This is a genomic window from Sphingobium sp. Leaf26 (assembly GCF_001421665.1).
Taxonomy (GTDB): Bacteria; Pseudomonadota; Alphaproteobacteria; order Sphingomonadales; family Sphingomonadaceae; genus Sphingobium.
Genome location: NZ_LMKV01000029.1, coordinates 63,134 through 85,916, shown reverse-complemented (window position 1 = coordinate 85,916; position 22,783 = coordinate 63,134). Strand labels below are relative to the sequence as shown.

At 65.2% G+C, this 22,783-nt stretch carries 32 protein-coding genes; 17 read left to right on the top strand and 15 right to left on the bottom strand.

Features of this window, described 5'->3' with window-relative positions; all coding sequences use genetic code 11:
* The first annotated feature begins 79 nt into the window (after positions 1-79).
* Positions 80-445 carry a DUF2322 family protein gene (locus tag ASE85_RS17870; RefSeq protein WP_056691645.1) on the top strand — a complete coding sequence of 122 codons (366 nt, stop codon included), beginning with the start codon at positions 80-82 and terminating at the stop codon, positions 443-445.
* A 28-nt stretch (positions 446-473) separates the two neighbouring features.
* Here the strand turns inward: ASE85_RS17870 and ASE85_RS17865 are convergent, their stop codons facing one another.
* Complete coding sequence (locus tag ASE85_RS17865) at positions 474-1,025, bottom strand: hypothetical protein (protein WP_056691642.1); 552 nt, start codon at positions 1,023-1,025, stop codon at positions 474-476.
* 141 nt (positions 1,026-1,166) lie between these two features.
* On the opposite strand from ASE85_RS17865, the gene ASE85_RS17860 reads away from it, so the two are divergent.
* Together ASE85_RS17860 and ASE85_RS17855 are read left to right on the top strand one after the other, a co-directional pair.
* Positions 1,167-1,553, top strand: coding sequence for a PH domain-containing protein (locus ASE85_RS17860; protein WP_056691639.1), 387 nt, complete (start codon positions 1,167-1,169; stop codon positions 1,551-1,553).
* 179 nt (positions 1,554-1,732) lie between these two features.
* A complete protein-coding gene (locus ASE85_RS17855; RefSeq protein ID WP_200928400.1) occupies positions 1,733-2,416 on the top strand; it encodes a hypothetical protein in 684 nt (227 codons plus the stop codon).
* Here ASE85_RS17855 and ASE85_RS17850 read toward each other — a convergent pair.
* The 3 genes from ASE85_RS17850 to ASE85_RS17840 are packed head-to-tail and all read right to left on the bottom strand — an operon-like array spanning position 2,413 to position 4,635.
* A complete protein-coding gene (locus ASE85_RS17850; protein ID WP_082462912.1) occupies positions 2,413-2,955 on the bottom strand; it encodes a GDYXXLXY domain-containing protein in 543 nt (180 codons plus the stop codon). The two genes, ASE85_RS17855 and ASE85_RS17850, sit on opposite strands and share 4 nt — an antisense overlap.
* Complete coding sequence (locus ASE85_RS17845; RefSeq protein ID WP_056691628.1) at positions 2,952-4,103, bottom strand: DUF2157 domain-containing protein; 1,152 nt, start codon at positions 4,101-4,103, stop codon at positions 2,952-2,954. The genes ASE85_RS17850 and ASE85_RS17845 overlap by 4 nt, the downstream gene beginning before the upstream one ends.
* 46 nt (positions 4,104-4,149) lie before the next feature.
* Entirely contained in the window at positions 4,150-4,635 is a 486-nt protein-coding gene (locus ASE85_RS17840; RefSeq protein WP_056691625.1) for an Lrp/AsnC family transcriptional regulator, read from the bottom strand.
* 93 nt (positions 4,636-4,728) lie between these two features.
* Here ASE85_RS17840 and ASE85_RS17835 point away from each other — a divergent pair, with 93 nt between their 5' ends.
* The 7 genes from ASE85_RS17835 to ASE85_RS17805 all read left to right on the top strand — a co-directional run bounded on the left by ASE85_RS17835 (position 4,729) and on the right by ASE85_RS17805 (position 10,026).
* Complete coding sequence (locus ASE85_RS17835) at positions 4,729-5,691, top strand: DMT family transporter (protein WP_056692052.1); 963 nt, start codon at positions 4,729-4,731, stop codon at positions 5,689-5,691.
* A 44-nt stretch (positions 5,692-5,735) separates the two neighbouring features.
* Positions 5,736-6,122, top strand: a complete 387-nt coding sequence (gene crcB, locus ASE85_RS17830; RefSeq protein WP_056691623.1) for a fluoride efflux transporter CrcB — start codon at positions 5,736-5,738, stop codon at positions 6,120-6,122.
* The gene (locus ASE85_RS17825) at positions 6,119-7,546 is read left to right on the top strand and encodes an RluA family pseudouridine synthase (protein WP_056691620.1); all 1,428 of its coding nucleotides are present in this window, start codon (positions 6,119-6,121) and stop codon (positions 7,544-7,546) included. Before crcB ends, ASE85_RS17825 begins: the two co-directional genes overlap by 4 nt.
* Entirely contained in the window at positions 7,543-8,202 is a 660-nt protein-coding gene (locus ASE85_RS17820) for an HAD-IA family hydrolase (protein WP_056691617.1), read from the top strand. Before ASE85_RS17825 ends, ASE85_RS17820 begins: the two co-directional genes overlap by 4 nt.
* Positions 8,199-8,456, top strand: coding sequence for a hypothetical protein (locus ASE85_RS17815; protein WP_056691614.1), 258 nt, complete (start codon positions 8,199-8,201; stop codon positions 8,454-8,456). Before ASE85_RS17820 ends, ASE85_RS17815 begins: the two co-directional genes overlap by 4 nt.
* The gene (locus tag ASE85_RS17810) at positions 8,453-9,148 is read left to right on the top strand and encodes an ATP12 family chaperone protein (RefSeq protein ID WP_056691612.1); all 696 of its coding nucleotides are present in this window, start codon (positions 8,453-8,455) and stop codon (positions 9,146-9,148) included. Before ASE85_RS17815 ends, ASE85_RS17810 begins: the two co-directional genes overlap by 4 nt.
* Positions 9,149-9,291: 143 nt before the next feature.
* Positions 9,292-10,026 carry a hypothetical protein gene (locus tag ASE85_RS17805; protein ID WP_056692049.1) on the top strand — a complete coding sequence of 245 codons (735 nt, stop codon included), beginning with the start codon at positions 9,292-9,294 and terminating at the stop codon, positions 10,024-10,026.
* A gap of 41 nt (positions 10,027-10,067) precedes the next feature.
* On the opposite strand, the gene ASE85_RS17800 is transcribed toward ASE85_RS17805, so the two are convergent.
* Genes ASE85_RS17800 through ASE85_RS17790 form a run of 3 tightly spaced genes read right to left on the bottom strand, consistent with a single transcriptional unit; the run spans position 10,068 to position 12,570 of the window.
* The gene (locus tag ASE85_RS17800) at positions 10,068-10,745 is read right to left on the bottom strand and encodes a murein L,D-transpeptidase catalytic domain family protein (RefSeq protein ID WP_056691609.1); all 678 of its coding nucleotides are present in this window, start codon (positions 10,743-10,745) and stop codon (positions 10,068-10,070) included.
* 52 nt (positions 10,746-10,797) lie between these two features.
* On the bottom strand, positions 10,798-11,112 hold the full coding sequence (locus tag ASE85_RS17795; protein ID WP_056691607.1) for a hypothetical protein: 315 nt from the start codon (positions 11,110-11,112) through the stop codon (positions 10,798-10,800).
* A gap of 9 nt (positions 11,113-11,121) precedes the next feature.
* Positions 11,122-12,570: a L,D-transpeptidase family protein gene (locus ASE85_RS17790; protein WP_056691604.1), complete on the bottom strand. Its 1,449-nt coding sequence runs from the start codon at positions 12,568-12,570 to the stop codon at positions 11,122-11,124.
* A 57-nt stretch (positions 12,571-12,627) separates the two neighbouring features.
* Between ASE85_RS17790 and ASE85_RS17785 the strand changes: the two genes are divergently transcribed.
* Positions 12,628-13,521, top strand: a complete 894-nt coding sequence (locus tag ASE85_RS17785) for a histone deacetylase family protein (protein WP_056691599.1) — start codon at positions 12,628-12,630, stop codon at positions 13,519-13,521.
* Here ASE85_RS17785 and ASE85_RS17780 read toward each other — a convergent pair.
* The 8 genes from ASE85_RS17780 to hisB all read right to left on the bottom strand — a co-directional run bounded on the left by ASE85_RS17780 (position 13,518) and on the right by hisB (position 18,192).
* A complete protein-coding gene (locus ASE85_RS17780; RefSeq protein ID WP_056691595.1) occupies positions 13,518-14,099 on the bottom strand; it encodes a hypothetical protein in 582 nt (193 codons plus the stop codon). The two genes, ASE85_RS17785 and ASE85_RS17780, sit on opposite strands and share 4 nt — an antisense overlap.
* A gap of 69 nt (positions 14,100-14,168) precedes the next feature.
* Positions 14,169-14,489: a phosphoribosyl-ATP diphosphatase gene (locus tag ASE85_RS17775; protein ID WP_056691592.1), complete on the bottom strand. Its 321-nt coding sequence runs from the start codon at positions 14,487-14,489 to the stop codon at positions 14,169-14,171.
* Between the two features lie 39 nt (positions 14,490-14,528).
* A complete protein-coding gene (locus tag ASE85_RS17770) occupies positions 14,529-14,813 on the bottom strand; it encodes a PEP-CTERM sorting domain-containing protein (protein WP_056691590.1) in 285 nt (94 codons plus the stop codon).
* Between the two features lie 173 nt (positions 14,814-14,986).
* Positions 14,987-15,751 carry an imidazole glycerol phosphate synthase subunit HisF gene (gene hisF, locus ASE85_RS17765; protein ID WP_056691587.1) on the bottom strand — a complete coding sequence of 255 codons (765 nt, stop codon included), beginning with the start codon at positions 15,749-15,751 and terminating at the stop codon, positions 14,987-14,989.
* A gap of 153 nt (positions 15,752-15,904) precedes the next feature.
* Positions 15,905-16,642: a 1-(5-phosphoribosyl)-5-[(5-phosphoribosylamino)methylideneamino]imidazole-4-carboxamide isomerase gene (hisA, locus tag ASE85_RS17760; RefSeq protein ID WP_056691584.1), complete on the bottom strand. Its 738-nt coding sequence runs from the start codon at positions 16,640-16,642 to the stop codon at positions 15,905-15,907.
* A 27-nt stretch (positions 16,643-16,669) separates the two neighbouring features.
* Positions 16,670-17,296: an imidazole glycerol phosphate synthase subunit HisH gene (hisH, locus tag ASE85_RS17755; RefSeq protein WP_056691581.1), complete on the bottom strand. Its 627-nt coding sequence runs from the start codon at positions 17,294-17,296 to the stop codon at positions 16,670-16,672.
* Complete coding sequence (locus ASE85_RS17750) at positions 17,293-17,583, bottom strand: YciI family protein (protein ID WP_056691578.1); 291 nt, start codon at positions 17,581-17,583, stop codon at positions 17,293-17,295. Before ASE85_RS17750 ends, hisH begins: the two co-directional genes overlap by 4 nt.
* Positions 17,584-17,604: 21 nt before the next feature.
* A complete protein-coding gene (gene hisB / locus ASE85_RS17745; protein WP_056692047.1) occupies positions 17,605-18,192 on the bottom strand; it encodes an imidazoleglycerol-phosphate dehydratase HisB in 588 nt (195 codons plus the stop codon).
* Positions 18,193-18,277: 85 nt separating this feature from the next.
* Between hisB and ASE85_RS17740 the strand changes: the two genes are divergently transcribed.
* From ASE85_RS17740 to ASE85_RS17715, 6 genes are all read left to right on the top strand, one after another.
* Positions 18,278-18,754 (top strand): SspB family protein, encoded by a 477-nt coding sequence (locus tag ASE85_RS17740; protein ID WP_056691576.1) that lies wholly within the window; start codon positions 18,278-18,280, stop codon positions 18,752-18,754.
* Complete coding sequence (locus ASE85_RS17735; RefSeq protein ID WP_056691574.1) at positions 18,751-19,062, top strand: hypothetical protein; 312 nt, start codon at positions 18,751-18,753, stop codon at positions 19,060-19,062. Before ASE85_RS17740 ends, ASE85_RS17735 begins: the two co-directional genes overlap by 4 nt.
* Positions 19,063-19,161: 99 nt before the next feature.
* Positions 19,162-20,547, top strand: a complete 1,386-nt coding sequence (fumC, locus tag ASE85_RS17730; RefSeq protein WP_056691571.1) for a class II fumarate hydratase — start codon at positions 19,162-19,164, stop codon at positions 20,545-20,547.
* Between the two features lie 60 nt (positions 20,548-20,607).
* Positions 20,608-20,955 carry a hypothetical protein gene (locus ASE85_RS17725; RefSeq protein WP_443018543.1) on the top strand — a complete coding sequence of 116 codons (348 nt, stop codon included), beginning with the start codon at positions 20,608-20,610 and terminating at the stop codon, positions 20,953-20,955.
* A 64-nt stretch (positions 20,956-21,019) separates the two neighbouring features.
* Complete coding sequence (gene gmk / locus ASE85_RS17720) at positions 21,020-21,685, top strand: guanylate kinase (RefSeq protein ID WP_056691568.1); 666 nt, start codon at positions 21,020-21,022, stop codon at positions 21,683-21,685.
* 33 nt (positions 21,686-21,718) lie between these two features.
* On the top strand, positions 21,719-22,768 hold the full coding sequence (locus ASE85_RS17715) for a glycosyltransferase family 4 protein (protein ID WP_056691562.1): 1,050 nt from the start codon (positions 21,719-21,721) through the stop codon (positions 22,766-22,768).
* Positions 22,769-22,783: the final 15 nt, after the last annotated feature.

Sequence of the window (22,783 nt, the reverse complement as noted above, 5' to 3'; positions counted from 1 at the left end):
GGGCGCATGATGGCGCATAGGTTCGGATGCTGTTAGAGGCCCGCGCCCGGACGATCTACAGACAGGAAAGAGGCGGACGATGATTCAACCGGGCGCGACGTTCAAGGATAATCTGGCGCAACTGCCGTCGATCGCGGGCGTGGCGCGAATCGACCTGCTCGACCCCGCAGGCGCCGTGGTTGCCAGCATAGAGAACCAGCCGGGCAAGCAGGGGTCGCTGGCGGTCTATCATTATCTGGCGGGGGCCTTTGGTGCATTGGACGCAGCCGCTGCGGATATTGGGCTGGCGCTGTTTGCCGAACATGTGCCCGACGCCCGCGACCGTCCGGGCGCGCATCCCAATGTCGATCGCCTGCTTGCGATCGTGGCGGGTGGCGATCCGCTGACGATCAGGCCGCTGACGATCAGGCCGCTGACGATCAGGGTCGTCGTCGCCGATCAGTGATGGGGGGCGTCGCGCGTGGCTCGCGCGTTCAGCCTTTGCACCAGTTGGTCGGCTTGCCCGACCAGGGCTTCGCATGGCCCTTCATGACCATCAACTGGCCGATCGAGACATTGTCACGCAGGAGGATGCGGGCGGACGGGTCAGTATCGGCGGCGTCCGGCAAAGCCTGGAACGCGCCACCGTTCATCATCGCCAGCAAGGCGGCGCGGCCCTTTCGGGCGCGGTCGGCTTCCTGCGGGCAGCGCGCGTCGATGGCGCTGGGCACGCTGATATCGGCGATGTGATAGCGCTGGCCGCGCCAGGCATAGGCATCGGCGCCCAGCACGCAGGCATCGCCCCTGCTATCGTCGCACAGCGCGAATTCGTCGGTGATGCTCGTGGTTGCGGCGGCGGTCCTGTCCGCCTCGCTGGAGGCGGGGAGCAGCCACCCGAACATTAGCGCTCCGCCGATCGCCAGCGCCATGGCGCCGAACAGCATGCCGATCGGCAGCACGCGGGCGCGCTTTTCCTGCTTTTCATTCAGCCAGCTACCCGTGTCGTCCGGGGTGCGATCGCCGACATCATAGAGGTTTCGTGCCATGATCCGTCCCAAATGGAGCGGATGCTTTACCGTCGCTTATGGAAAATTTCGGTTAACCAGCCGGCGCTGCGTCATCTGCCTGCGGCTTGACGGGCGCGCCGGGCCATGGTCAAGTCAGCATGCTGTAGCAAGGGAGACGGCGTGAGCGACATCTGGCTGTATGACGAGCATCCCGCCATGGTCCGGGCGCACCCTGTCCTGTTCCTGCTGCTGCTGGTGTCGGTGGTGGGCATCATCGCCATCGGCATCTGGTGGGTGCTGCACAAGGGCGAGCGACTGGCGCTGAGCGAGCGGGAGGTGCTGCTGGAGCGCGGGCTGCTGGCCAAGCAGCGGACCGAGATCGCACTGAGCAGCATAAGGTCGGTGCGGATCACCCAGACACTGGGCCAGCGCATTTTCGGCGTCGGCCATGTCGAGCTGTTCAGCGCCGGCGACATCGCCGAGATCGCGATCAAGAATATGCCACGGCCCGACCGCATCCGCGCGATCGCCGCCGCGCGCAATGTCGATCTGTTGCCGCAAAGATAGCGGAAAAGATGAGGTAATTCGTTCAGGCCCTTGACTTGGGCCGATAAATTTAAACGATAGGGCTAACAAGGAAGGGGCCGAAGAGCCCCATATTCGCAAGAGGACGCCATGTCAGGAACGTCCGTTCACATCTGGGTGAACGGCGGAAAAAGGGGTCGTCCATGGTTGGCTTGCGAGTGATGCCGTCGTTGCCGGATCTGACGGCCGAGCAGCGCGCCGATATACGGCAGGCCTGCGGTTTTGCCTGTGTGCGCTGCGGCGTGACCATCTATCGCTATCTGGGGCTGCCGGACGGGCCGGGGGCGACCCTGCTCTGTCCGACCTGCCACGGGCTGGTGGAAGAAGGGCGGCTGACCGCCACCCAGGTCCAGAGTTTCCACGCCAACCCGGTGGTGCGCCAGCGCCATTTCGCGCGGGACCGGCTGCCCTTTTCGGCGGAACTGCCGCAGCTGATCGTCGGCGGATCGCGGCTGCTGCGCGATACGCCGATCCCGATCACGCTGGAGGGTGAGCCGATCCTGATCTTCGCGCCGCCGCGCCGGATGAACGGGGCGACCCGCATCAGCGTGCGGCTGGGATCGCCGGATGGGGTCGCGACCCAGATTATCGACGGCAATGAATGGAAGCCGACCGATGGTAGCTGGCATTTCCTGCTGCGCGGCGACCGCTACAGCATGATGGCGGCGCGGGGCGACGGGCTGGCGGTGTTGCGCATCGTGGCGCGCAACCGGATCGCGGTGGAGCATCTGCGCACCACCATCAACGGCCGTCGGCTGGAAGTGACGCCCGACTGGCTGGAAATCGACGGCAAACGCTATATCGACAAGATCGGCAGCGGGACGCTGATCGGGCTGGAGCTTTAAGGCGTCGGGCGTGGGCGACGACGAAATTCCATCGCGATCGGGCGCAGCATGCCGTCAGGGCGGACCCGCACGCGAATCAACCCCTGCACATCGGGATCGGCCAGTTTGCGGGAGAGGACCAGCGCCTGTGATTGCGAGGCGTAGAAGATGCCGCGGTCCAGCCCCCGTATTTCGCGTCGGGTGCCCAGCGTCCCGCGCAGGATGATGGCGCAATCCTTGTCCACGATCGGATCGGAACTGCTTGGCAGGGGCCGGACCGCGCGGACATGAGGCGCGCTGCCTATGATGCAAAGCGCGTCGGCATCACCGGGCGACACGGCGCTCTCCGTCTGCTGCTGTTCTGGCGATGTCGGCCAGTCGTAGCGATACTGGACATAATGGCCGCGCAGCAGGTCGCGCGGGTCATAGCCCTGAATCGGGATCAGCCAGTCCTGACCCTGTTGCGCCTGATGGTGGGTGACGGCCCAACTGACGGCCAAAGCGGCGAGCGGCAGCAACAACGTGGCGGCGAGCATGAGGCGACTGTGGCGAAATGTCATGCGGCGTCTCCCCGCGCCGGAGCATAGCGGCGGGACAGGCGGATCGTTGCCCAGGCGACTGCCATGGCGAACAGGCCGGACAGGATCAGGCCGACGCCGCTGCCCAGCAGATCGTCGTTCAGCTCGAAACTCAAGATGATGATGCGCAGCGCCACCATCGCCACGCCGAGCTGGAACAGGCGCCGCCAGCCGGCATGGATGGCGGCCGCCGCAACTGCGCCCCAGAGGAGGCAGAAGAACAGGCTGCTGATCCAGGCGCGGGCGGCGCCATGGCCATAGGGTACCAGCGCCTGAATCAGGTGCAGCGCGGCCGCGATCAGCAGCAGCGCGGCGGTCGCCCGGCCGGATGCGGTGCGCCGGGCATAGGCGATGGCGGCTGCGGCGGCGAGCAGGGCGATGCTGTGGATCAGCGCGCTGCCGGGCAGAAGGCTGCCGTCGCCATCCCAGCCGTGGAGCAGGATGGCGAGGCTGAGGCCGGTGAAGATGGTGGCGACGGCCATCTGTTCGAGCAGGCGCCAGAAAGCGGGGCGCTCGCTCCGGCTGCGTAGGAGTGCGGCGGCGCCGGCGACCAGCATCGGCGGGCAGGCGATCAGGCCCCAATAGAGCCAGGGGGGTTCCGTCCGGCCGAACAACGACCAGATATGGCCATGATCCTCCGCATGCGTCCACATCGTGCCCAGCAGGCCGGCCATCCAGAGGCCCGCGACCGGCCAGCCGCGTCCGAACAGCAGCAGGAACGGGGAGAATAGCAGCAGCCAGGCGAGCAGTGGCTGCCAGAGCGGCGAACTGGTTTGATAGACCTGCCCCAGATGGCCGAAGAAGGTGAGGCCCAGCACCGCGCCGACGAAGAGCAGCGCGTCATGCACCTGATCGTGCATCCGGCCCCTGGGCAGGCTCCACCAAGTCCATGCCGCCAGCGCGATCATGAGGAGCATGTGTATGGCAAGCCGCGTGGTGCCGGGAATCTGCTCCCAATTGGCGGCGATCAGCGAGACGAGGCCAAGCCCGATCGTCAGCGCGCCCAGGCCCACGATCGCCCACACGCCGATCGACCGACTATGCGCCGCCTCCCATGCGCTGATCCGGCTGGCGGTGTCGGCGTCGATCAGTCCCGCCGCCTGCCACGCCCTGAGTTTCCGCTCCGACATGGCGGCAGACTAGCCGGCTTGGGCCAAAGGGCAACGGATTGTTCGTTCAGCGGATGACCAGTTCCATCCCGGCCTTGACCCGGCTGAGCGCCAGATAGCTGTGATAGCTGGCCACCGTCGCATTCTCCGCGAACAGGCGGCGGGTGGTCGCTTCATAACTGCGCATGTCGGGCGCGACGATGATCATGATGAAGCTGCGGCCGCCGGTGACATAATAGCATTGCTGTACGTCGGGATCGTTACGGAATAGCGTCTTGGCCCGATCGACGGTCGTCGCCTTTTCATCGACCAGATTGACCTCCACGATCGATGTGACGCCCAGGCCGACCGCATCGGGATCGACGATCGCGGCATTGGCGGCGATCACGCCCTGTCTTTCCATCGCGGCGATCCGGCGTTGCACGGCGGCGGTGGACAGGTTCACCGCCTCGGCAATGGCGCGCTGAGGCGTTCGGTTGTCACGCTGGATGATTCGCAAAATCGCCCGGTCGAACGGGTCGAGGGGACGGGTAGGGGGAGTCGGGATGGGCATTATCGAGTAATTGTTGCAATCAGATGCCCAATCAAGAGCATTTTTCCCGGTGCAATGATGATAATTCTCATCGCCATGATCGAAGGGCAGGGCATGGACGGAACATCCAGAGAGAGTGGGCATCTGACCGGCATCCTGTGCGGCATGGGAGCGGGCGCCTTATGGGGACTGGTCTTCCTTGCCCCGGCGCTGGTGCGCGATTTCCGCCCGCTCGACCTCGCCATCGGGCGTTACCTTGCCTATGGCCTGATGTCCGGCCTGTTGATCGCGCCGCGCTGGCGCAGCCTGATCGCGCAGATGCGTTCGGGCGCCTGGTGGGCGCTTGGCTGGCTCGCCCTGGCCGGCAATCTCTTTTATTACGTCCTGCTGGCAACCGCCGTGCAGATGGGCGGCATCGCCATGACCTCCCTGGTGATCGGCTTCCTGCCGGTGGCGGTCACGATCATTGGGAGCCGTGAGCGCGGCGCAGTGTCGCTGCGCCGGCTGGCGCCCTCCCTGCTGCTCTGCGGCGCGGGCGCATTATGCATCGGCTGGCAGGCGATCGCAGTCCCGGGCACGGCGTCGCTCGGCCCCCGGATCATCGGCTTCCTCTGTGCGGTGGGTGCCCTTATCTCCTGGAGCGCCTTTGCGGTCGGCAACAGCCGCTGGCTCGGCCGATTGGGCGGCATATCGGCGCAGGACTGGAACCTGGCGATCGGCCTGATGACCGGCGCACAGGCGTTTCTGTTGCTACCGGTCGCCCTGGCCATGGGCATCGGCCATCATGACGCGGCGGCCTGGACCAAATTTTTATCTGTCTCACTCGCTGTCGCACTCTTCGCCTCGATCGTCGGCAACATGCTCTGGAACCGCATGAGCCGCCTGCTGCCGCTGACCATGGTGGGACAGATGATCCTGTTCGAAACCGGCTTTGCGCTGATCTACGGCTTTATGTGGGAACGGCGGTTGCCGACCCTGCTGGAAAGCGTGGCCTTTGCGCTGGTGGTGGGCAGCGTCATCAGTTGCATTGCCGTTCATCGGCGGCCGACATCGGCAGAAGCGACGATTGCGGCCTGACTGCGGCCTTTCCCCTTTGGCGGAATCGCTATAGGGCGGGTTTCATGACCAACATGTTTCTTGTGATGGGCGGCGGCGCTGTCGGCGCGGCTCTGCGCTATCAGCTTGGCCGTTTCATCGGCCCCATGACTCCCGGTGCCGCATGGCCCTGGGGTACCTTCGCCGCCAATCTGATCGGCGGCTTCGCCATGGGGCTGCTTGCCGGCTGGCTGGGGCGGGGCAGCGCCGTCTCCGGCGAACCGATCCGCCTGTTGCTCGGCGTCGGCGTGCTGGGTGGCTTCACCACCTTCTCCGCCTTCAGCCTGGAAACCATGATGATGATCGAACGCGGCCAGGCCGCACTCGCCATGAGCTATGCGGTGGCATCCGTGATCGGCGCGGTCGGCGCGCTGGCGCTGGGCCTTACCGTCATGCGGAGTGCAGTGGCATGAAGGGGCGTCCTCCAGCCAAGAGCGGCGGCGCAGGCGCGCGCGGCGGCCAGTCTTCGAGCAAAGGGTCTTCTGGTAAGGGGCCTTCGGCTGGCCGGCCTTCGGACCGCAAGCCGGGCGATCGCAAAGCCGGTGCTGCGTCGGGCCGTGGCAAGCCCGCCGGCCCGCGCAAGCCCGCCGGCCCGCGCAAGGACGGCAAACCGGCGTTCAAGGACGGCAAGCCAGCCTTCAAGCCCAAGGCGCCTGCCGCCGCGAAATCGGCTGCGGCCAAGCCTGTGGTGGCTGCGCCCGCAAAGCCGTCCAAGCCCAACCCGGCCAAGGGCGTTTCGCTCGACGTGCGGCAATATCGGGTGCAGGCGGATGATGACGGCATACGGCTCGACCGCTGGTTCCAGCGGCATTTGCCCGATGTCGGCTTCAACCTGGTGTCGCGCTGGTCGCGCACGGGCCAGCTCCGCGTCGATGGCGCGCGCGCCGCGCCGGGCGACCGCATCGTCGAAGGCCAGATGATCCGCGTGCCCCCGGCCGAAGCCAAGCCGGAGGCTCCCGAACGTCCCAAGCGCGTCCGCGTCATCGACCTGACCCCGGACGAGATCGCTTATGTTCAGGACATGGTGATCCATCGCGACGAACAGGCGATCGTCATCAACAAGCCCCCCGGCCTCGCCACCCAGGGCGGGACGAAGACCGACGAGCATGTCGACAAGTTGCTCGACGGCCTGTTGTTCGACGCCGAATCGCGGCCCAAGCTGGTGCACCGGCTGGACAAGGATACGTCGGGCGCGTTGCTGCTGGCGCGGTCCAGTCGCTCCGCCGCGCATTTCGCCAAGGCCTTCTCCAGCCGCACCGCGCGCAAAGTCTATTGGGCGCTGGTGATCGGCATGCCGTCGATCAACGATGGCATGATCGAACTGCCGCTCGCCAAGCAGCCGGGCACCGGTGGCGAAAAGATGCACGTCGATGAGGAGGAGGGCCTGCCCGCCCGCACCCGTTACCGCGTGATCGAACGGGCCGGCAACCGTGCCGCCTGGGTCGAACTGCAACCCTATACCGGTCGCACCCACCAGTTGCGCGTACATCTGGCGGCGATCGGCTTCCCGATCGTGGGCGACGGCAAATATGGCGGCAAGGACGCTTTCCTGTCCGGCACGATCAGCCGCAAGATGCACCTGCATGCGCGGCGCATCCGCGTGGATCATCCCGATGGCGGCCGGGTGGACGTGATGGCGGACCTGCCGCCGCATTTCGCCAACAGCCTTCAGGAACTCGGCTTCGACCTGAAGCTGGGCGACATGCCGCTGGACGACGAGATCGACCGGACCCCGACCCGCGAGGATGAGAAGAAGTTCGCGCGGCAGCATGCCAAGCAGGTGCGCAAGGATCGCAAGGGCGAGCGCCGGTCGCGTGGGAGCAGTCGTCAGGGATGAGCAATCGCCTCGTCGTCTTCGATTGCGACGGCACGCTGGTCGACAGCCAGCATAGCATCTGCACCGCCATGGCGCGCGCGTTCGAGGATGTGAAGCTGCCGCCACCGGAGCGGCTGGCGATCCTGGCGGCTGTCGGCCTGTCGCTGCCGGTTGCCATGGCGCGACTGCTGCCCGATGCGGAAGCCGATTTCCATGATCATCTCGCCGATCGCTACAAGCTGGCTTTTCAGGCGATGCGGCGGGATCAGGGGGTGCAGGAGCCGCTCTATCCCGGCATCGCGGAACTGGTGCAGGAACTGGAGGGGGCCGGATGGCTGCTGGGCGTGGCCACGGGCAAGTCGGATAGGGGACTCAATCTCTGCCTCACCCATCATGGCATCATCGACCGGTTCGTGACGCTCCAGACCGCCGATCGTCACCCGTCCAAGCCGCATCCCTCAATGCTGCTGACCGCCATGGCGGAGGCCGGGGCGGAGCCGGACACGACAGTCATGATCGGCGACACCAGTTTCGACATCGACATGGGCCGGGCCGCAGGCGTGCGCAGTATCGGCGTTGCCTGGGGCTATCATCTGCCCGACGAGCTGATCGCGGCGGGTGCGCATGCCGTGGCGATGGACAGCGGAGATTTGCGCGGCCATATCGGCGCGCCATGACCAACCTTCCACCGCCGCAAAAGCCCGATCCCGATTCCGTCGCGCGTCAGCGCCACTTCGCGATCGGCCTGTTCCGCCTGTCCGGCGCCTTCATCGTCATGTTCGGCTTCCTGGCCATCATGCAGCGCTTTTCCTGGGTGCAGGGGGACAAGGCGAAGGCGTTCGGTGCGATCATGGTCGTCACCGGCCTGGTCCAGTTCGTCGTCGTCCCGCGCCTGCTGCTGGCGTTGTTCCGCCAGAGGCCGCCACAATGAAGCGTTTCTACACCGATGTGACCGTGGTTGCCGAGGAGGGCGGCTTTGGCATCCGGCTGGACGGGCGTCCGGTCCGCACCCCCGCTCGCGCATCGCTGACGCTGCCGACAGCTGCACTCGCCGAAGCGATCGCGCAGGAATGGCGCGCGCAGGGCGAGACGGTCGATCCTGCGTCCATGCCGATGACCGGCCTTGCCAACGCCGCGATCGACCATGTCGCGCCGGACCCGGCTACATTCGCCGAAGGGGTGGCCCGCTACGCGCAGTCCGACCTGCTCTGCTACCGCGCCGATGGACCGGACACGCTGGTCGCGCGGCAGGTGGCGGCGTGGGAGCCTTTGCTCGACTGGGCAAGAAGCCGCTATGATGTGACCTTCGCCGTCACGCAGGGAATCATTCCCGTGCCCCAGCCGGAAGAAACGCTGGCTCGGCTGGCCGCGGCGGTTGTGGCGATCAACCCCTTCATCCTCACCGGCCTGTCGACGCTGGTGACGCTCAGCGGATCGCTGGTCTGCGGCCTTGCCGTGGTGGAGGGCGGCCGTGAGATCGGCGCCATCTGGCAGGCGGCCGAAATAGACGAAGCCTGGCAGGTCGAACAATGGGGCGAGGATGCGGAGGCCGCCGCACGCAGCGTTCGGCGCGCCGACGACTTTGCCACCGCCGCCGCTTTCTGTGCGCTCAGCCGGGGATAGGAACAAGCGCTGGAACCGGGGTGCCGCTTCGTTCATTCTGTCACCAGTACGGACAGTCTATGTCCGGCTTCAATCCCTCTGCAACGCTATAGGAGAACTCGACGTTGGCCTCGACGTTTGCAAAATCCGTTCTGACGGCGCTGATGGCCGTTTCCGCCCCGGTTCTTGCCCAGCAGGTGCCGGACGCGCCACCGCCCGAAGCGCCGCCGGTGGAGGAGGCTGCTCCTGTGGCCGAAGCCCCCGTCGCGCGGGAACTGACGTCTGCGGAAATCACCGCCTTCAACAAGGCCGTGACCGATTTCACCGCCGGTCAGACCGCGCAGCAGAAAGGCGACAACGCCACCGCCATCGCCAAATATGACGCGGCGCTGCCGCCGATCCGTACCGCTGCGGCGGCCGACCCGTCGAAGATCGACAATGTCAATTTCCTCGCCAACGCGCTCTATGCGCAGGCGGCCGCCTATGGCGCGCTGGGGCAGATGGACCGGATCGTCCCCATCTATGACGAATCCGTGCCTTATTGGCGCAAGCTGGTGGAGGCGAAGCCGACCGATACCGCCAGCCGCAACATTCTGGCCGGCATTCTCATCCAGTTGGGTAACCAGAATCTGCGCGACCATGATCTCGGCGGCGCCGATCCCTTTTTCAAGGAAGCGCTGACGCTGGCGCGCCAGACGGTCGCGGATCAGCCCGCCGACGCGGCATCGAAGAACGTCCTTTTGGCCGCTCTGGTCGGTGCCAGCCAGACCGGCACCGAAGAGGGGATTCGTGACGAGGCCATCAGCATGGGTCAGGCGATGATCGCCGACGGGTCGATCGACGCGATCAACAGGCCGCAGATCGACACCATGACCGGCGCGCCCGCGACCGAGGGATAAGCTGCCGACATCCTCCCCGGTCAAGATCGGGGAGCGTCGGGTCAGCCATTGCCGATCTTGTCGGCGTAGAGCATCCGCCCCGGTCCCAGCAGGCCCAGCACCTGCGGAACGATATGTGGCGCCACGGCAAAGCAGCCCTCCGAGCGTCCGCACTTGCCCCAGGCGGCGACATGGTCCTCGCTCACATAATCGGCGCCATGGATGACGATGGCACGCTGTTCGGCATTGTTGTTCTGCGGGTCGAGGCCGAGCAGGCGCATCGAGCGACCATGCTGGCCGAAATACATGTCGCCTGTCTTGAACGCGCCAGACGAACTGGCCAGCGAGTTGAACTCGTTGGAGAAACTGTGCAGCCAGCCGGAATGGGCCGGATCGGACCCGCGACCGTGCGACACCAGATAGCTGCTGGTCTGCCCGCCGATCAGGTCGACGATGTGCATGCGCGGGTTTTTCGACGGTGCGTCGAAGTCCACGATCGCCAGTCGATCGCGCAATTCGAAATGATGGGCATGGTCGTCGAGCGCGGCCCTGGCCCGCTCCAGCAGCGCCGAATAGGGCTTCTGCGAAACCGCGCGCGGCGTGGCGGGCACGGTCGGAACCGAAGCCGGCGGCGCGGGTTCAGAACCCGTCACGGGAAGCGCGGCGCGACCCATGCTGTCCGACAGAAACGAGAAGGCGAGTCCGCTTAAAGCGAACTTCGTAAAATTGCGGCGATCCATGGCCGCAATATAGCAAAGGAGACGCCCCGGTCCAAGACCGGGGTGCAGGGTCTTACTCGCCCGTCTTGCTCGCTTCGTCCGCAGGCTGGCTCTGTTCGCCGCCTTCAGGCAAACGCGCCGTCATGCCGCTGGCTTCCGCGTCATCCAGAATCTGCTGTTGTTCCGACACCTTGGGTGGTGCCGCGACCGGAGTCGCGCTGGCATTGTTCTGCACTTCGGGCAACGGCGCCTCCGGCTCCTCGACGATCACATTTTCGACCGGCGGTTCGACCAGATTGTTGGTGGCGTCAGGGGCCGGCTCTTCCTTCTTGCCGCAAGCGGCGAGGGCAAGGGCGCCGGCGAGGGCGATGAAAGCGATCTTGCGCATGGGGTGTCGTCAGTCCTTGGATGCGAGGTTGGGGGAAGGGGCTGCGGTGGGATCGACGCGGCGGCTCGACGCCTCGATCTTCTGCGCGAGCAGTTTGTCCCAGCCATAGGGATCGGCGCGGAAGCTGACCGTGCCGTTATTGCCGGCAAAGGCGGTCCAGTAGAGCAGATAGACCGCGACCTGGCTGGGCAGCGACACGCGCTGCGTCTTGCCCTCGTCGATCAGCGTCTGGATCTGGCCGTTCAGATTCGGATCGGCCGCGACCATCTGTTCTGCCAGTGCCACCGGCTTTTCCAGGCGGATGCAGCCATGGCTGGCGAGTCTGTCATAGCTGGAGAATTTGCCCCGCGACGGGGTGTCGTGCAGATAGACGGCGAAGGGATTGTTGAAGTCGAACTTCAACCGACCGAGCGCGCTGCCCGGTCCTGCCGGCTGGACGATCCGCTCGCCGCCCTCGGGCGTCTTGATGATCTTGTAGCCCTGCCTGGCCAGAGTCGCGCGGCCCTTGGGGAACAGTTCCCGCCTGGCGATCGACATCGGCACGTTCCAGGGCGGATTGACGACGATCGAATGAATGCTGGACGTCAGCATCGGCGTCTGATTGTCCGGGCTGCCGGTGACGGCGCGCATCGAACTGACCGGCTGGTCGCCCTCGAACACGGTCAGTACGGCCGCAGCGATGTTCACCTGCACGCGGTTGACCGGCAGGCTGCGCGGCATCCAGCGCCACCGCTCCATATTGGCCATGATCGCGGCGATGCGATCATTCACGCCGACATTGAGCGCCTCCAGCGTCCGGGCGCCGAGCGCGCCGGTCGGCTCCAGCCCATAGCGGCGCTGGGCGCGCTGGATCACGTCGACCAGCCTCTCGTCCTGCGTGACGGCAGGGTCTTCCAGCGCGATGCGCGCGCGCACCACATCGGGTGCGGACGCGGCGGTCAGCGTCGGCCAGCCGCCCCTGTCGCGGATCGCCTCATATTTGGCGAGGCCCTTGCGCAGTGTGTCATAGCCTGCCCAGGGCGGTGTCAGGCCGGCGGACCATTGCGCCAGCCGATCTTCGCTCACGGCCTTGGCCAGGCCGGGGCGTGGGTCGAACGCGGCGGGGCGCAAGGCCCAGATATTGAGGAAGTCGGCTGTGTCCACCCGCCCGGTGCTGAGCGCCTTGGCCCGATCGAGCAAGGCGCTCACCAGTGCATCGCCCTTCAGCGGGCCGCTAGCCTTCTGCCGGGCCATCAGCCCCTGCGCCGCGCCGCTTTTCAGCCAGTCATTGGCCCAGGCTTCCTGCGCCGACGATAGCGCCGGGATCGGCACCGGCGGCGGGGGTGCGGGAATGGGCTGCACCGTCGGCAACGGCAAAGTGGGCGCCACCACAGGCGGCGGCGTCTGCGCCGCGATCGGCAGTGCGGTGACGCCGGCAATTGCCAGCAGCGGGAAACGGATCATCTTGGAAAGGTTCATGCTGGACCAGATAGCGCAAAGCCGCCACGGTTCAAATCGCGATAGCGGGAAAAGATCATGCTGCACGTTGTTCATCATCCCGCCTATGTCTCCCCTGCAACACTGGGCAGTCGATTTCGTTTCGACAAATATGGTTTGGTGATGGAGGCGCTGCATGAAACCGCCGTGCCCTTCCATAGTGTTGAGCCCGAACCGATGCCCCGCATCTGGATCGACGCCGTCCATGATCCGGCCTATGTCGATGAAGTGTTGACCCTGACCGTCCCGCCGGAAAAGGCGCGGCGGATCGGCTTTGCGGTGACGGAACGGGTGATGCGCCGATCCCTGTTGTCGCCCGGCGGCACATGGCTGGCGGCAAAGCTGGCCATGATTCACGGCTATGCCGCCAATGCGGCGGGTGGCAGCCATCATGCGCTGGCCGATACAGGCGCGGGCTATTGCGTGTTGAACGACCTGGCCATTGCCGCCAATCGGTTGATTGCGGAGGGGGATGCCGCACGCATCCTGATCCTCGACCTCGACGTACATCAGGGGGATGGCACCGCGTCGCTGCTGGCCGGCCGAGCCGACATCTTCACCTTGTCGATCCATGCGGAAAAGAATTTCCCGGTGCGCAAGGCGCGCTCGACGCTCGATATCGGGTTGGACGACGGCACCGGTGACGACGCTTATCTGACGGTGCTGGCCGATGTGCTGCCGCGCGTGCTGGACGATTTCGCGCCGGACCTGATCCTCTATCAGGCCGGCGTCGATCCGCATGGGGAGGACAGGTTGGGCCGGCTGGCCCTGACCGACGCCGGGCTGGATGCGCGCGACCGCTATGTCATGCGGCAGGCGCGGGGGCGGGGCATGCCCGTCGCCAGCACCATGGGCGGCGGCTATGGCGAAGATCGCATGGCCGTCGCCCACCGCCATGCCGCCTGCATGATCCGGATGGCGCAGGAGATTTAGTGCAGTGTGCCCGCGTCAGTCGTTGCCATGCCGGCATCCGCCTTGCTCTCCATCAACTTGGCGGCGATCAGGCCGGCCGCAGCCAGCGCCACGAAATCGCTGAAGGCGAGGTAGAGGATATAGCCCCAGGGTGCGTGGTTGAACACGGCCTGGCCGATATGCAGCCATAGCACCGCCGCCAGCGCAAACAGCAAGGTGACACGCGCCCGGCTGGAGAAATCGCTCAACGCAAAGCGCAGAGCCAAAGCGATGACGACACCCACGATCAGCGACAGGATCAGCCCGCCGATCAGCGCGCTGCTATCCATCACCGGAAAGCCCCCTTCGTTGTAGAAGACCTGCGCGACCGGCCCACGCCCGTAGAGGATGGTGCCTTGCGCGGTCGCGGGATCGGGGATCACATAGACGCCGGTGCCGGTCGGGGTGAGCGCCTGCGCCATCGCCGCCTGCAAATTGGCGCTCGCCTGATCGTCTACGCGGCTCAAAGCCAGCGCGGACAGCGGTGTGCCCCAAAAGATAAAGCCTGTGATGAACATGGCGAGGCCGCCGAGCAGGCCCCCGATCAAGCTGCGAACCATATCTCTCCCCCTTTGCATGTCGTGACGATCGAAGCATCAACGCCAGGAAGGTGATTTATGTCCGTGCCGTCAGTCTTTGGGACGCGCGGCCTTTTCCGCGATGCCGGACATGCCTTCCCGCCGCTCCAGTTCGTCCAGCACGGCATCGAACGGCACGTCCATGTCGGCCAGCAACATCATCAGGTGAAAGATCAGGTCGGCGCTCTCGCCGACAATTTCCGTGCGGTCGTTCGCCATGGCGGCGATCACCGTCTCTACGGCTTCCTCGCCGACCTTCTGCGCGATCTTGGCGCGGCCCCTGGCCGCCAGCTTGGCAACATAGGAAGCCGAAGGATCGGCCCTCCGCCGCTGGCGGATGGTCTGTTCGAGGGTTTGAAGGGTCGCGCGCATGCAGTGCATCAAGCGCCGCGCGCGCGACCCGTCAATCCATTATTTGCGCTTGCGGCTCGCGAAGAACATGCGACCGGCCAGAACGGCCGCGCCCATGCCGAACAGCGCCATCTGTTCCGGTTCGGGCACCGGGGTCGGCGCGCCGCCCGAAGAGCTGCCGCCGCTGGTCGAACCACCGCTGGTCGAACCGCCGGTGCTGCCGCCGCTGGACGATCCGCCGCACTTGCCGAACCAGCACCAGAAGGTGGCGTTGGCAGGCGCCGGGACCGCCAGGCCCATCAGGCTGGCCGATCCGGCAACAAGAAGAAGTTTGCTGATTTTCATGTTCGTCACCCTGTTTCGAAAAGAACGCATCGTTCTGAAACGACCCTGTCTTCCCTACGCAGATTGCGTGCCAATTCTGCCAAGTGACGCATTTGCGCGATTATCCGACGGAACAAGCGCCGGGTGAACATGGTTAATGTCAATTAACCCGACATATCTGAACCGCGTAAACCTTAATGGCTGCGCACCGGAATATGCGCGGCGGCCAAAGCCTGATGCGCCTCGGCAATGGTATGTTGACCGAAGTGAAATATGGAAGCGGCCAGCACGGCGCTGGCATGGCCTTCGACCACGCCTTCGACCAGATGGTCGAGCGTGCCTACGCCGCCGCTGGCGATCACCGGCACCGACACGGCATCGGCAATGGCGCGGATGAGGGCAAGGTCATAGCCTCGGCGTGTACCGTCCCCGTCCATCGAGGTGACGAGCAGTTCCCCCGCGCCCAGTTCCGCGAGGCGCAGCGCATGCTCCAGCGCGTCGATGCCGGTCGGCTTGCGGCCGCCATGGGTGAAGATTTCCCAGCGATTCTCGCCCACCCGCCGGGCGTCGACCGATCCCACGATGCACTGGCTGCCGAAGCGGTCGGCAATGTCGGCGACCAGTTCTGGCCGCGCGACCGCCGCGCTGTTGACCGCCACCTTGTCCGCGCCGGCGAGCAGCAAGGCGCGCGCATCCTCCGGCGTGCGCACGCCGCCGCCGACAGTGACAGGCATGAAGCAGACTTCGGCGGTGCGCCGCACCACATCCAATATGGTCCCGCGCGCCTCATGAGTGGCGGTGATGTCGAGGAAGCAAAGTTCGTCCGCCCCGGCCGCATCGTAAAGTTTCGCCTGCTCCACCGGATCGCCGGCGTCCTTCAGGTCGACGAAATTGACGCCCTTGACCACGCGGCCATTGGCGACGTCGAGACAGGGGATGACACGGGTGCGGACTGTCAATTTTCTACTCCACTTTAACCGTTCGTGCCGCGTAGGGTCTGAACTTGTCGAAGACCCGTATCGAAGCATCGATCCTTCGATACGCCATTTGCCCTTCGGTCGTCTTCGACTCCGACTTCGCTCAATGGCTACTCAGGACGAACGAACGTTATTTCACGCCGCCGCCTGCGCCACCGCCAGCGCGGTTTTCAGGTCCAGTCGCCCGTCATACAGTGCGCGACCGGTGATCACGCCTTCGATCCCCTCGTCGGCATGCAGGCTCAATATGCGGATATCCGCGATTCCTGCCACGCCGCCACTGGCGATCACCGGCATGGCGGTCGCGCGGGCAAGGTCGACGGTGGCCTCGATATTCACGCCCTTGAGCAGCCCGTCGCGGCCGACATCGGTGAACAGCAGGCTGGCGACGCCGGCATCCTCGAACCGGCGGGCGAGGTCGATCACCGGCATGTCGCTTTTTTCCGCCCAGCCGTCGGTCGCGACGAAGCCGTCGCGCGCATCGACCGCGACGACGATGCCGCCGGGAAAGTCGCGCGCCGCCGCCTTGACGAAAGCCGGGTCTTTCAACGCCGCCGTGCCGATGACGATGCGCGATACGCCAAGGTCGAACCAGCGCTCCACCGACTCGCGGTTGCGGATGCCGCCGCCTAGCTGGACATGGCCGGGAAAGGCTTCGACGATCGCCTCGACCGCTGCGGCATTGACCGCATGGCCGGCAAAGCTGCCGTCCAGATCGACCACATGCAGATGTTGCGCGCCGCTCTCAGCGAACAAAAGCGCCTGCGCGGCGGGATCGTCGCCATAGACGGTGGCGCGATCCATATCGCCTTCGGCCAGGCGCACGACCTGGCCGCCTTTGAGGTCGATGGCGGGAAAGACGATCAGGGACATGGGATCAACCTTTGCGCGAGCGGAGCCTCAAGGGCGCCAGTCGAGAAAACGGGACAGGAAGGACAGGCCGTAACGCTGGCTCTTTTCCGGGTGGAACTGGCAGCCGATGATGGTGTCGCGCGCGACCGCAGCGACCAGTGGCCCGCCATGGTCGGTCACGGCGGCGACATGCGCCGGGTCGGCGGCCTCATAATGATAGCTGTGCAGGAAATAGGCCTCCCCCGCTTCGATCAGCGCCGAAATCCCGCTGTTTGCGCCGTTCAGCACCACATCGTTCCAGCCCATATGCGGCACCTTCACGGTGGGGTCGGTCGGTTCGATCAGCCGTACCGTGCCGGGAATCCAGCCCAGCCCTTCATGCCGGCCGAATTCCTCGCCCGCATCGGCCAGCAACTGCATGCCCACGCAGACGCCGAGGAAGGGCGTCCCGCGCTGATTCACCGCGTCGTTCATCGCATCGACCATGCCGGGGATCGCCACCAGCGCATCGCGGCACGCGCGAAACGCGCCCACGCCCGGCAGGACGATACGGTCGGCCTTCGCCACGATATCGGCATCGGCGGTGATGACGACATTCTCCGCGCCCGCCTTGCGCAGGGCATTGTGCACCGAATGGAGGTTGCCCGCGCCATAGTCGATCAGGGCGATGGTCATGCCAGCAGGCTCTCCAGACTGACGCCGGCGGCCGCGCGCACCGGATGAAATTCGATCACCTCGACCGTGGCTGCGCCGTTCCGCACGAAGGGGTCGGTCGCGGCCAGCCGTTCGACGTCAGCCCGCTCGCCCCGCGCCAGCAATATGCCGCCGGTGCGCGGTTCGCGCCGCCCGGCCAGCAACAGCCAGCCGTCCGCAATGCCCTGGTCCAGCCATGCCCGATGATCCGCCAGATGCCCGTCCAGCACTTCGATCGAAGCGGTATAGGTGAGCGCAATGACGAACATGGAATGGCCCTTCGGTAAGATTTACAGGATGCCCTTGGTCGACGGGATCGCGTCCGCCTTGCGCGGGTCGATCTCCACCGCCTGTCGCAGCGCGCGGGCCAGACCCTTGAACGCGCTTTCGACGATATGATGGTTGTTGCTGCCATAGAGCAGTTCGATGTGCAGCGTGATGCCGGCGGCCTGCGCGAAGCTGTGGAAGAAATGCTCCACCATCTCCGTGTCCCATTCGCCGATCTTGGTGACGGTGAAGGGTAGTTTGCACACCAGCCAGGGACGGCCCGAAATGTCGAGCGCCACGCGGCTCAGCGTTTCGTCCATCGGCGAATAGACGCTGCCATAGCGGCTGATGCCGCGCTTGTCGGCCAGCGCCCTGGCCACCGCTTCGCCGATGGCGATCGCGGTATCCTCGGTCGTGTGATGCTGGTCCACATGCAGGTCGCCTACGGTCTTGACGGTCATGTCGATCAGCGAATGGCGCGAAAGCTGTTCGATCATATGATCGAAAAAGCCGATGCCCGTCGACACCGTATAGAGGCCAGTCCCGTCGAGGTTGACGGTGACGTCGATCTGGGTTTCCGCCGTGTTGCGGTGAATCTCGGCCGTGCGCATGGCCGCCCTATAGCGTGTGTCGCCGTTCATGCAATCTGTCAGGACGGGGTTGACCGTCGGTTTCGTGCCGCTAGGACATTGGGCCATGAGCGAAGACCTGCCCGACAGCCTGATTCCCTATGACGAAATCGTGCAGGAGGCCCTGCGCGCAGTCGTCGGCCGCGTGCTGGGCGAAGTGCAGCAGTCCGGCGGACTGCCGGGCGCGCATCATTTCTATATCACCTTCAAGACGAGCGCGCCGGGCGTCGACATCCCCAAGCATCTTGTGGAGCGTTTCCCGGACGAAATGACCATCGTCCTCCAGAATAAATATTGGGACTTGAAGGTACAGAGCGACCTGTTCCAGGTCAGCCTGACCTTCAACCAGGTCGCGGCGCTGCTGACCATTCCCTTCTCGGCGATCACGGCCTTCGTCGATCCGGCGGTCAATTTCGCGCTCCAGTTCCAGGTCGCGGCGGACGAATTGCCTGAGCCGCACGACGTGGCCGAAAATGACGGGCCGGTGGTGACGAACGAAGACGGGTCCAACGTCGTGACCGTGGACTTCGGGAAGAAGAAATGACCCTGGCTTCCCAGGACAAGGGAAGTTTTTTTGGACAATGGGGCCTGACGGCGCTGGTCGGGCTGCCCCTGTCGCTCATACTTTTCATGGCTCCGCTCGGTCTTGGTTTTTCGCCGATCTGGTCGGAGGAAACAAGCCGCGCGGCTGTGATGCGCATTGTCACGCTTGGGGCTCTCGTTTCGCCCTATCTCTTCTGGACCGCCATGATGCTGGCTTGGCCACTGCATTTGCGGGGCAAGGACTGGGCGATGGATATGGCGCTCTGGCTCCTTGCGATTCAGTTTCTGGCACTTTTCCTTTTGCTGTGAATGGCTTCGGCCGCTGCTTTGCAAACAGCGCTTGGTTTTTTTCGGCTCCACCCTACATCGGACCCAGATTTGCGATTGATTCTTAACTGGGAGTCCTGAATGTCCGCCACCCGCACCGAAACCGACAGCATTGGCGCCATCGCGGTTCCGGCCGACGCCTATTGGGGCGCGCAGACGCAGCGCAGCATCGAGAATTTTCCGTTTGGCGACACGGAGCGGATGCCGCTCGGTATCGTTCATGCCCAGGCGATCGTGAAGCAGGCGGCAGCGCGGGTGAATGGCAAGCATGGGCTGGACGGCAAGATCGTCGCCGCCATCGAGGATGCGGCGCAGACCATCGTGTCGGGCCGGCTGGACGACCAGTTCCCGCTCGTCATCTGGCAGACCGGGTCGGGCACCCAGACCAACATGAATGTCAACGAGGTGATCGCCGGCTTCGCCAATGAGCAACTGGCGGGCACGCGCGGCGGCAAGACGCCGGTGCATCCCAACGACCATGTGAATATGAGCCAGTCGTCCAACGACAGCTTCCCGACCGCGCTGCATGTCGCGACCGTGATCGCCACACGCGACCGTCTGATCCCGGCGCTGGAAAAGCTGACCGGCGCGCTGACCGCCAAGGCGCAGGCCTGGGGCCATATCGTCAAGATCGGTCGCACCCATACGCAGGATGCGACGCCGCTGACGCTGGGACAGGAATTTTCCGGCTATGCCGCGCAACTCATCAGCGCGAAGGCGCGAATCGAAGGGGCGCTCAACGGCAATATCCGCAAGCTGGCGATCGGCGGCACGGCGGTCGGCACCGGCCTCAATGCGCCGGACGGCTGGGCGCAGGATATGGTCGCGGCGATCAGCGACATTGCCGGCACCGGTTTCGAAAGCGCGCCCAACAAGTTCGAGCAGCTTGCCGCCAAAGACGGCCTCGTCTTCTTCTCCGGCGCGCTCAATACGCTGGCGGTGGCGCTGACCAAGATCGCCAACGACATTCGTTTCCTGGGGTCGGGACCGCGGTCCGGCCTTGGCGAACTCGACCTGCCGGCCAATGAGCCGGGCAGCTCGATCATGCCGGGCAAGGTCAACCCGACCCAGTGCGAATCGCTGACCATGGTGGCGGCGCAGGTGATCGGCAATCATCAGGCGGTGACGGTCGGCGGAATGCAGGGCCATTTCGAGCTGAACGTGTTCATGCCGCTGATCGGCGCCAATGTGCTGCGCTCCATCCATCTGCTGAGCGTGGGCATGGAGAGTTTCGCCGAACGCTGCGTCGACGGGCTGGTCGCCAATGAGGCGCGGATCGCCGAACTGGTCGACCGGTCGCTGATGCTGGTGACGGCGCTGGCGCCGGAGATCGGCTATGACAATGCCGCCGCCATCGCCAAACATGCGCACAAGACAGGCCAGACACTGAAGCAGGCCGGGCTGGAACTGGGGCTGGTGGATGAGCCGACCTTCGACCGGCTGGTGCGGCCGGAAAATATGGTCTGATCCAGAGCAACTGGCGGAACCGGCGGGGCTGCGATACATTAACCCTCTATGAAGAGGAAAATGCCCAAGCCTGCCGCACCTTTGGTGACGATCCGTCCGCCCAAGAAGGCCGGGCTGCTGCGAAAAGCGGCCCGCGTCGGCGCCACCGTGGTCGCCGCGCGGGTCGCGGCGGCGACCGGCAAGAAGGGTATATTCGGCCTGGTCGCCGGGGCTGGGGTCAAGCGGATCATCATGCGCTATCCCGCCGGCGCCCTGTTCGTGACCGGCGCCTATATGGCGGGCAAATTGTTCGAGGCGAAGCGGGAGGTCGACCGCAAGAAGGCGATCAAGCTGCTGCCGGACAAGAGCGGCGATCCGGTCCCGCCCGGCCCCATCCCGATCGAAAGCGCGCGCAAGGCCAAGGGATAAAGCCGGCAATAGCATGCGGGCATAGCCCTCTTGCAAAAGCGCGTCGGCGGAGGCACTAGCGGCCATGGCCGACAGCATCCCCACCGAGACTCCGGATTTCAAGCGCCGTGGCGTGCTTTTCGTACTGTCCTCGCCGTCCGGCGCGGGCAAATCCACGATCGCGCGCAAGCTGCTGGCGGCGGAAACGGACCTGTCCATGTCGGTATCCGCGACGACGCGGCCGATGCGGCCGGGCGAGGTCGACGGCAAGGACTATCATTTCGTCGATCTGGAAGCGTTTCGCCGCATGACGGCGGACCATGAATTTCTCGAATGGGCGCATGTCTTCGGCCAGCGTTACGGCACGCCGCGCGCCCCGGTCGAGGCGATGCTGAAGTCGGGCAAGGACGTCCTGTTCGACATCGACTGGCAGGGCGCGCAGCAGTTGCACCAGATTGCCGGCGGCGATGTCGTCCGTATCTTCATCCTGCCGCCGTCGATGGAAGAACTGGAACGCCGCCTGCGCGGGCGCGCGACGGACAGCAACGACGTCATCGAAGGCCGCATGGCCCGCGCCGCCGGCGAGATCGCCCATTGGGACGGCTATGACTATGTGCTGTGCAATGTCGATGCGGATGCCTGTTTCCAGCGCGTCCAGACCATCCTGCATGCCGAACGGATGAAGCGCAGCCGCCAGACCGGCCTGATCGGTTTCATCCGCAGGCTGGGCCGTTATCACCAGGAAGACTAGGCGGATAATGCCGCCTGCCTTCAGGGGAACCACATGCCGATAGACCCTGCCACTGTCGTCAGCGGTAGCCTGCTGAGCCGCCGATATCCGGTCTATGCGGTTGGCCTCAGTAATGCCGATCTTCCGGCCAGCATGGTGAGCGTGCCGGAATTCATGGACACGCCGGTCCGCCATTTCTTCTTGATGAACCCGATGTGGACACTGGGGCCGGGCGGATTTTCGCAGCGGGTGATCGCCGCAGTGAACGAAGCGGCCACTGCCTTTCCCCAGCATGGCTATGTGCTGCTGGTCAATGACCCGTTCGATTTCGTGATCCGCGACCAGCTTCATCCGGCCGTCATGCTTTACGCCTGTGGCGAGCATTCGTTGGCCGATCCGGGCAAGTTTGCACCAGCCGATCCGCAGCCTGTTTCCAGAAGCGGATGGATGCGCCGGTCCAGGCCGGTGGAGCCAGCGGGTCCATCCCTGTTCGACGCCGTCTACATCGCCGGGCACCAGCCCTATAAACGGATCGCGCTGGCATCGAAGATTGCGTCGCTCTGCCTGATTTCCGTCGACATCACGAGCGAGGCGGTGGACCGGATGCAGGCGGTTCAGCCGGGCCTGACCTGTCCCAATATCCGCGACGGCGCCTATCATTGGCTGGGGGTGGAGGATGTGGCGCAGCACCTGCGGGACGCGCGTTGCGGGCTGATTCTGTCCGAACGGGAAGGGCAGAATCGGGCGACGATCGAATATCTGCTGTCGGGTTTGCCGGTGGTGACGACGGCGAACCGGGGCGGCCGGGACCGCTATCTGACGCCGGCCAATTCCGTCTATGTCGAGGCGGCCGCCGATGCGGTGGCGGAAGGAGTGGCCTATCTGCGGGCCTCGTCCCCGGACCGGCAGCGGATTGCGGCTGCGGCGCGGGAGGCGGTGGACGCCGACTTTGCCCGGCTTTGCCATATCGTAGACCGCACGCTGGAACGGTTCGGCCTGCCCGGCGCGGATATCGTGCGGGGGGACCTGCCGCACCACGGCTTTTCCCGCCTTGTCGGTCTGGCTGACCTGATAGCTCAGCGCAATTGCCAGTTCCCGGCCTGAATCCGCCGCATCAGA

Coding starts and splice junctions, on each gene's coding strand:
- ASE85_RS17790 (WP_056691604.1), bottom strand. CDS start 12,570: ATGAACCTTTCCAAGATGATCCGTTTCCCGCTGCTGGCAATTGCCGGC.
- ASE85_RS17785 (WP_056691599.1), top strand. CDS start 12,628: ATGCTGCACGTTGTTCATCATCCCGCCTATGTCTCCCCTGCAACACTG.
- ASE85_RS17725 (WP_443018543.1), top strand. CDS start 20,608: ATGCCCAAGCCTGCCGCACCTTTGGTGACGATCCGTCCGCCCAAGAAG.
- hisB (WP_056692047.1), bottom strand. CDS start 18,192: ATGCGCACGGCCGAGATTCACCGCAACACGGCGGAAACCCAGATCGAC.
- ASE85_RS17740 (WP_056691576.1), top strand. CDS start 18,278: ATGAGCGAAGACCTGCCCGACAGCCTGATTCCCTATGACGAAATCGTG.
- ASE85_RS17735 (WP_056691574.1), top strand. CDS start 18,751: ATGACCCTGGCTTCCCAGGACAAGGGAAGTTTTTTTGGACAATGGGGC.
- ASE85_RS17800 (WP_056691609.1), bottom strand. CDS start 10,745: ATGGATCGCCGCAATTTTACGAAGTTCGCTTTAAGCGGACTCGCCTTC.
- hisA (WP_056691584.1), bottom strand. CDS start 16,642: ATGTCCCTGATCGTCTTTCCCGCCATCGACCTCAAAGGCGGCCAGGTC.
- ASE85_RS17835 (WP_056692052.1), top strand. CDS start 4,729: ATGGACGGAACATCCAGAGAGAGTGGGCATCTGACCGGCATCCTGTGC.
- hisH (WP_056691581.1), bottom strand. CDS start 17,296: ATGACCATCGCCCTGATCGACTATGGCGCGGGCAACCTCCATTCGGTG.
- ASE85_RS17840 (WP_056691625.1), bottom strand. CDS start 4,635: ATGCCCATCCCGACTCCCCCTACCCGTCCCCTCGACCCGTTCGACCGG.
- ASE85_RS17775 (WP_056691592.1), bottom strand. CDS start 14,489: ATGCGCGCGACCCTTCAAACCCTCGAACAGACCATCCGCCAGCGGCGG.
- ASE85_RS17805 (WP_056692049.1), top strand. CDS start 9,292: ATGGCCGTTTCCGCCCCGGTTCTTGCCCAGCAGGTGCCGGACGCGCCA.
- ASE85_RS17845 (WP_056691628.1), bottom strand. CDS start 4,103: ATGTCGGAGCGGAAACTCAGGGCGTGGCAGGCGGCGGGACTGATCGAC.
- ASE85_RS17870 (WP_056691645.1), top strand. CDS start 80: ATGATTCAACCGGGCGCGACGTTCAAGGATAATCTGGCGCAACTGCCG.
- ASE85_RS17715 (WP_056691562.1), top strand. CDS start 21,719: ATGCCGATAGACCCTGCCACTGTCGTCAGCGGTAGCCTGCTGAGCCGC.
- ASE85_RS17865 (WP_056691642.1), bottom strand. CDS start 1,025: ATGGCACGAAACCTCTATGATGTCGGCGATCGCACCCCGGACGACACG.
- ASE85_RS17795 (WP_056691607.1), bottom strand. CDS start 11,112: ATGCGCAAGATCGCTTTCATCGCCCTCGCCGGCGCCCTTGCCCTCGCC.
- ASE85_RS17820 (WP_056691617.1), top strand. CDS start 7,543: ATGAGCAATCGCCTCGTCGTCTTCGATTGCGACGGCACGCTGGTCGAC.
- ASE85_RS17780 (WP_056691595.1), bottom strand. CDS start 14,099: ATGGTTCGCAGCTTGATCGGGGGCCTGCTCGGCGGCCTCGCCATGTTC.
- ASE85_RS17750 (WP_056691578.1), bottom strand. CDS start 17,583: ATGTTCGTCATTGCGCTCACCTATACCGCTTCGATCGAAGTGCTGGAC.
- crcB (WP_056691623.1), top strand. CDS start 5,736: ATGACCAACATGTTTCTTGTGATGGGCGGCGGCGCTGTCGGCGCGGCT.
- ASE85_RS17815 (WP_056691614.1), top strand. CDS start 8,199: ATGACCAACCTTCCACCGCCGCAAAAGCCCGATCCCGATTCCGTCGCG.
- ASE85_RS17770 (WP_056691590.1), bottom strand. CDS start 14,813: ATGAAAATCAGCAAACTTCTTCTTGTTGCCGGATCGGCCAGCCTGATG.
- fumC (WP_056691571.1), top strand. CDS start 19,162: ATGTCCGCCACCCGCACCGAAACCGACAGCATTGGCGCCATCGCGGTT.
- ASE85_RS17855 (WP_200928400.1), top strand. CDS start 1,733: ATGCCGTCGTTGCCGGATCTGACGGCCGAGCAGCGCGCCGATATACGG.
- gmk (WP_056691568.1), top strand. CDS start 21,020: ATGGCCGACAGCATCCCCACCGAGACTCCGGATTTCAAGCGCCGTGGC.
- ASE85_RS17825 (WP_056691620.1), top strand. CDS start 6,119: ATGAAGGGGCGTCCTCCAGCCAAGAGCGGCGGCGCAGGCGCGCGCGGC.
- ASE85_RS17850 (WP_082462912.1), bottom strand. CDS start 2,955: ATGACATTTCGCCACAGTCGCCTCATGCTCGCCGCCACGTTGTTGCTG.
- ASE85_RS17810 (WP_056691612.1), top strand. CDS start 8,453: ATGAAGCGTTTCTACACCGATGTGACCGTGGTTGCCGAGGAGGGCGGC.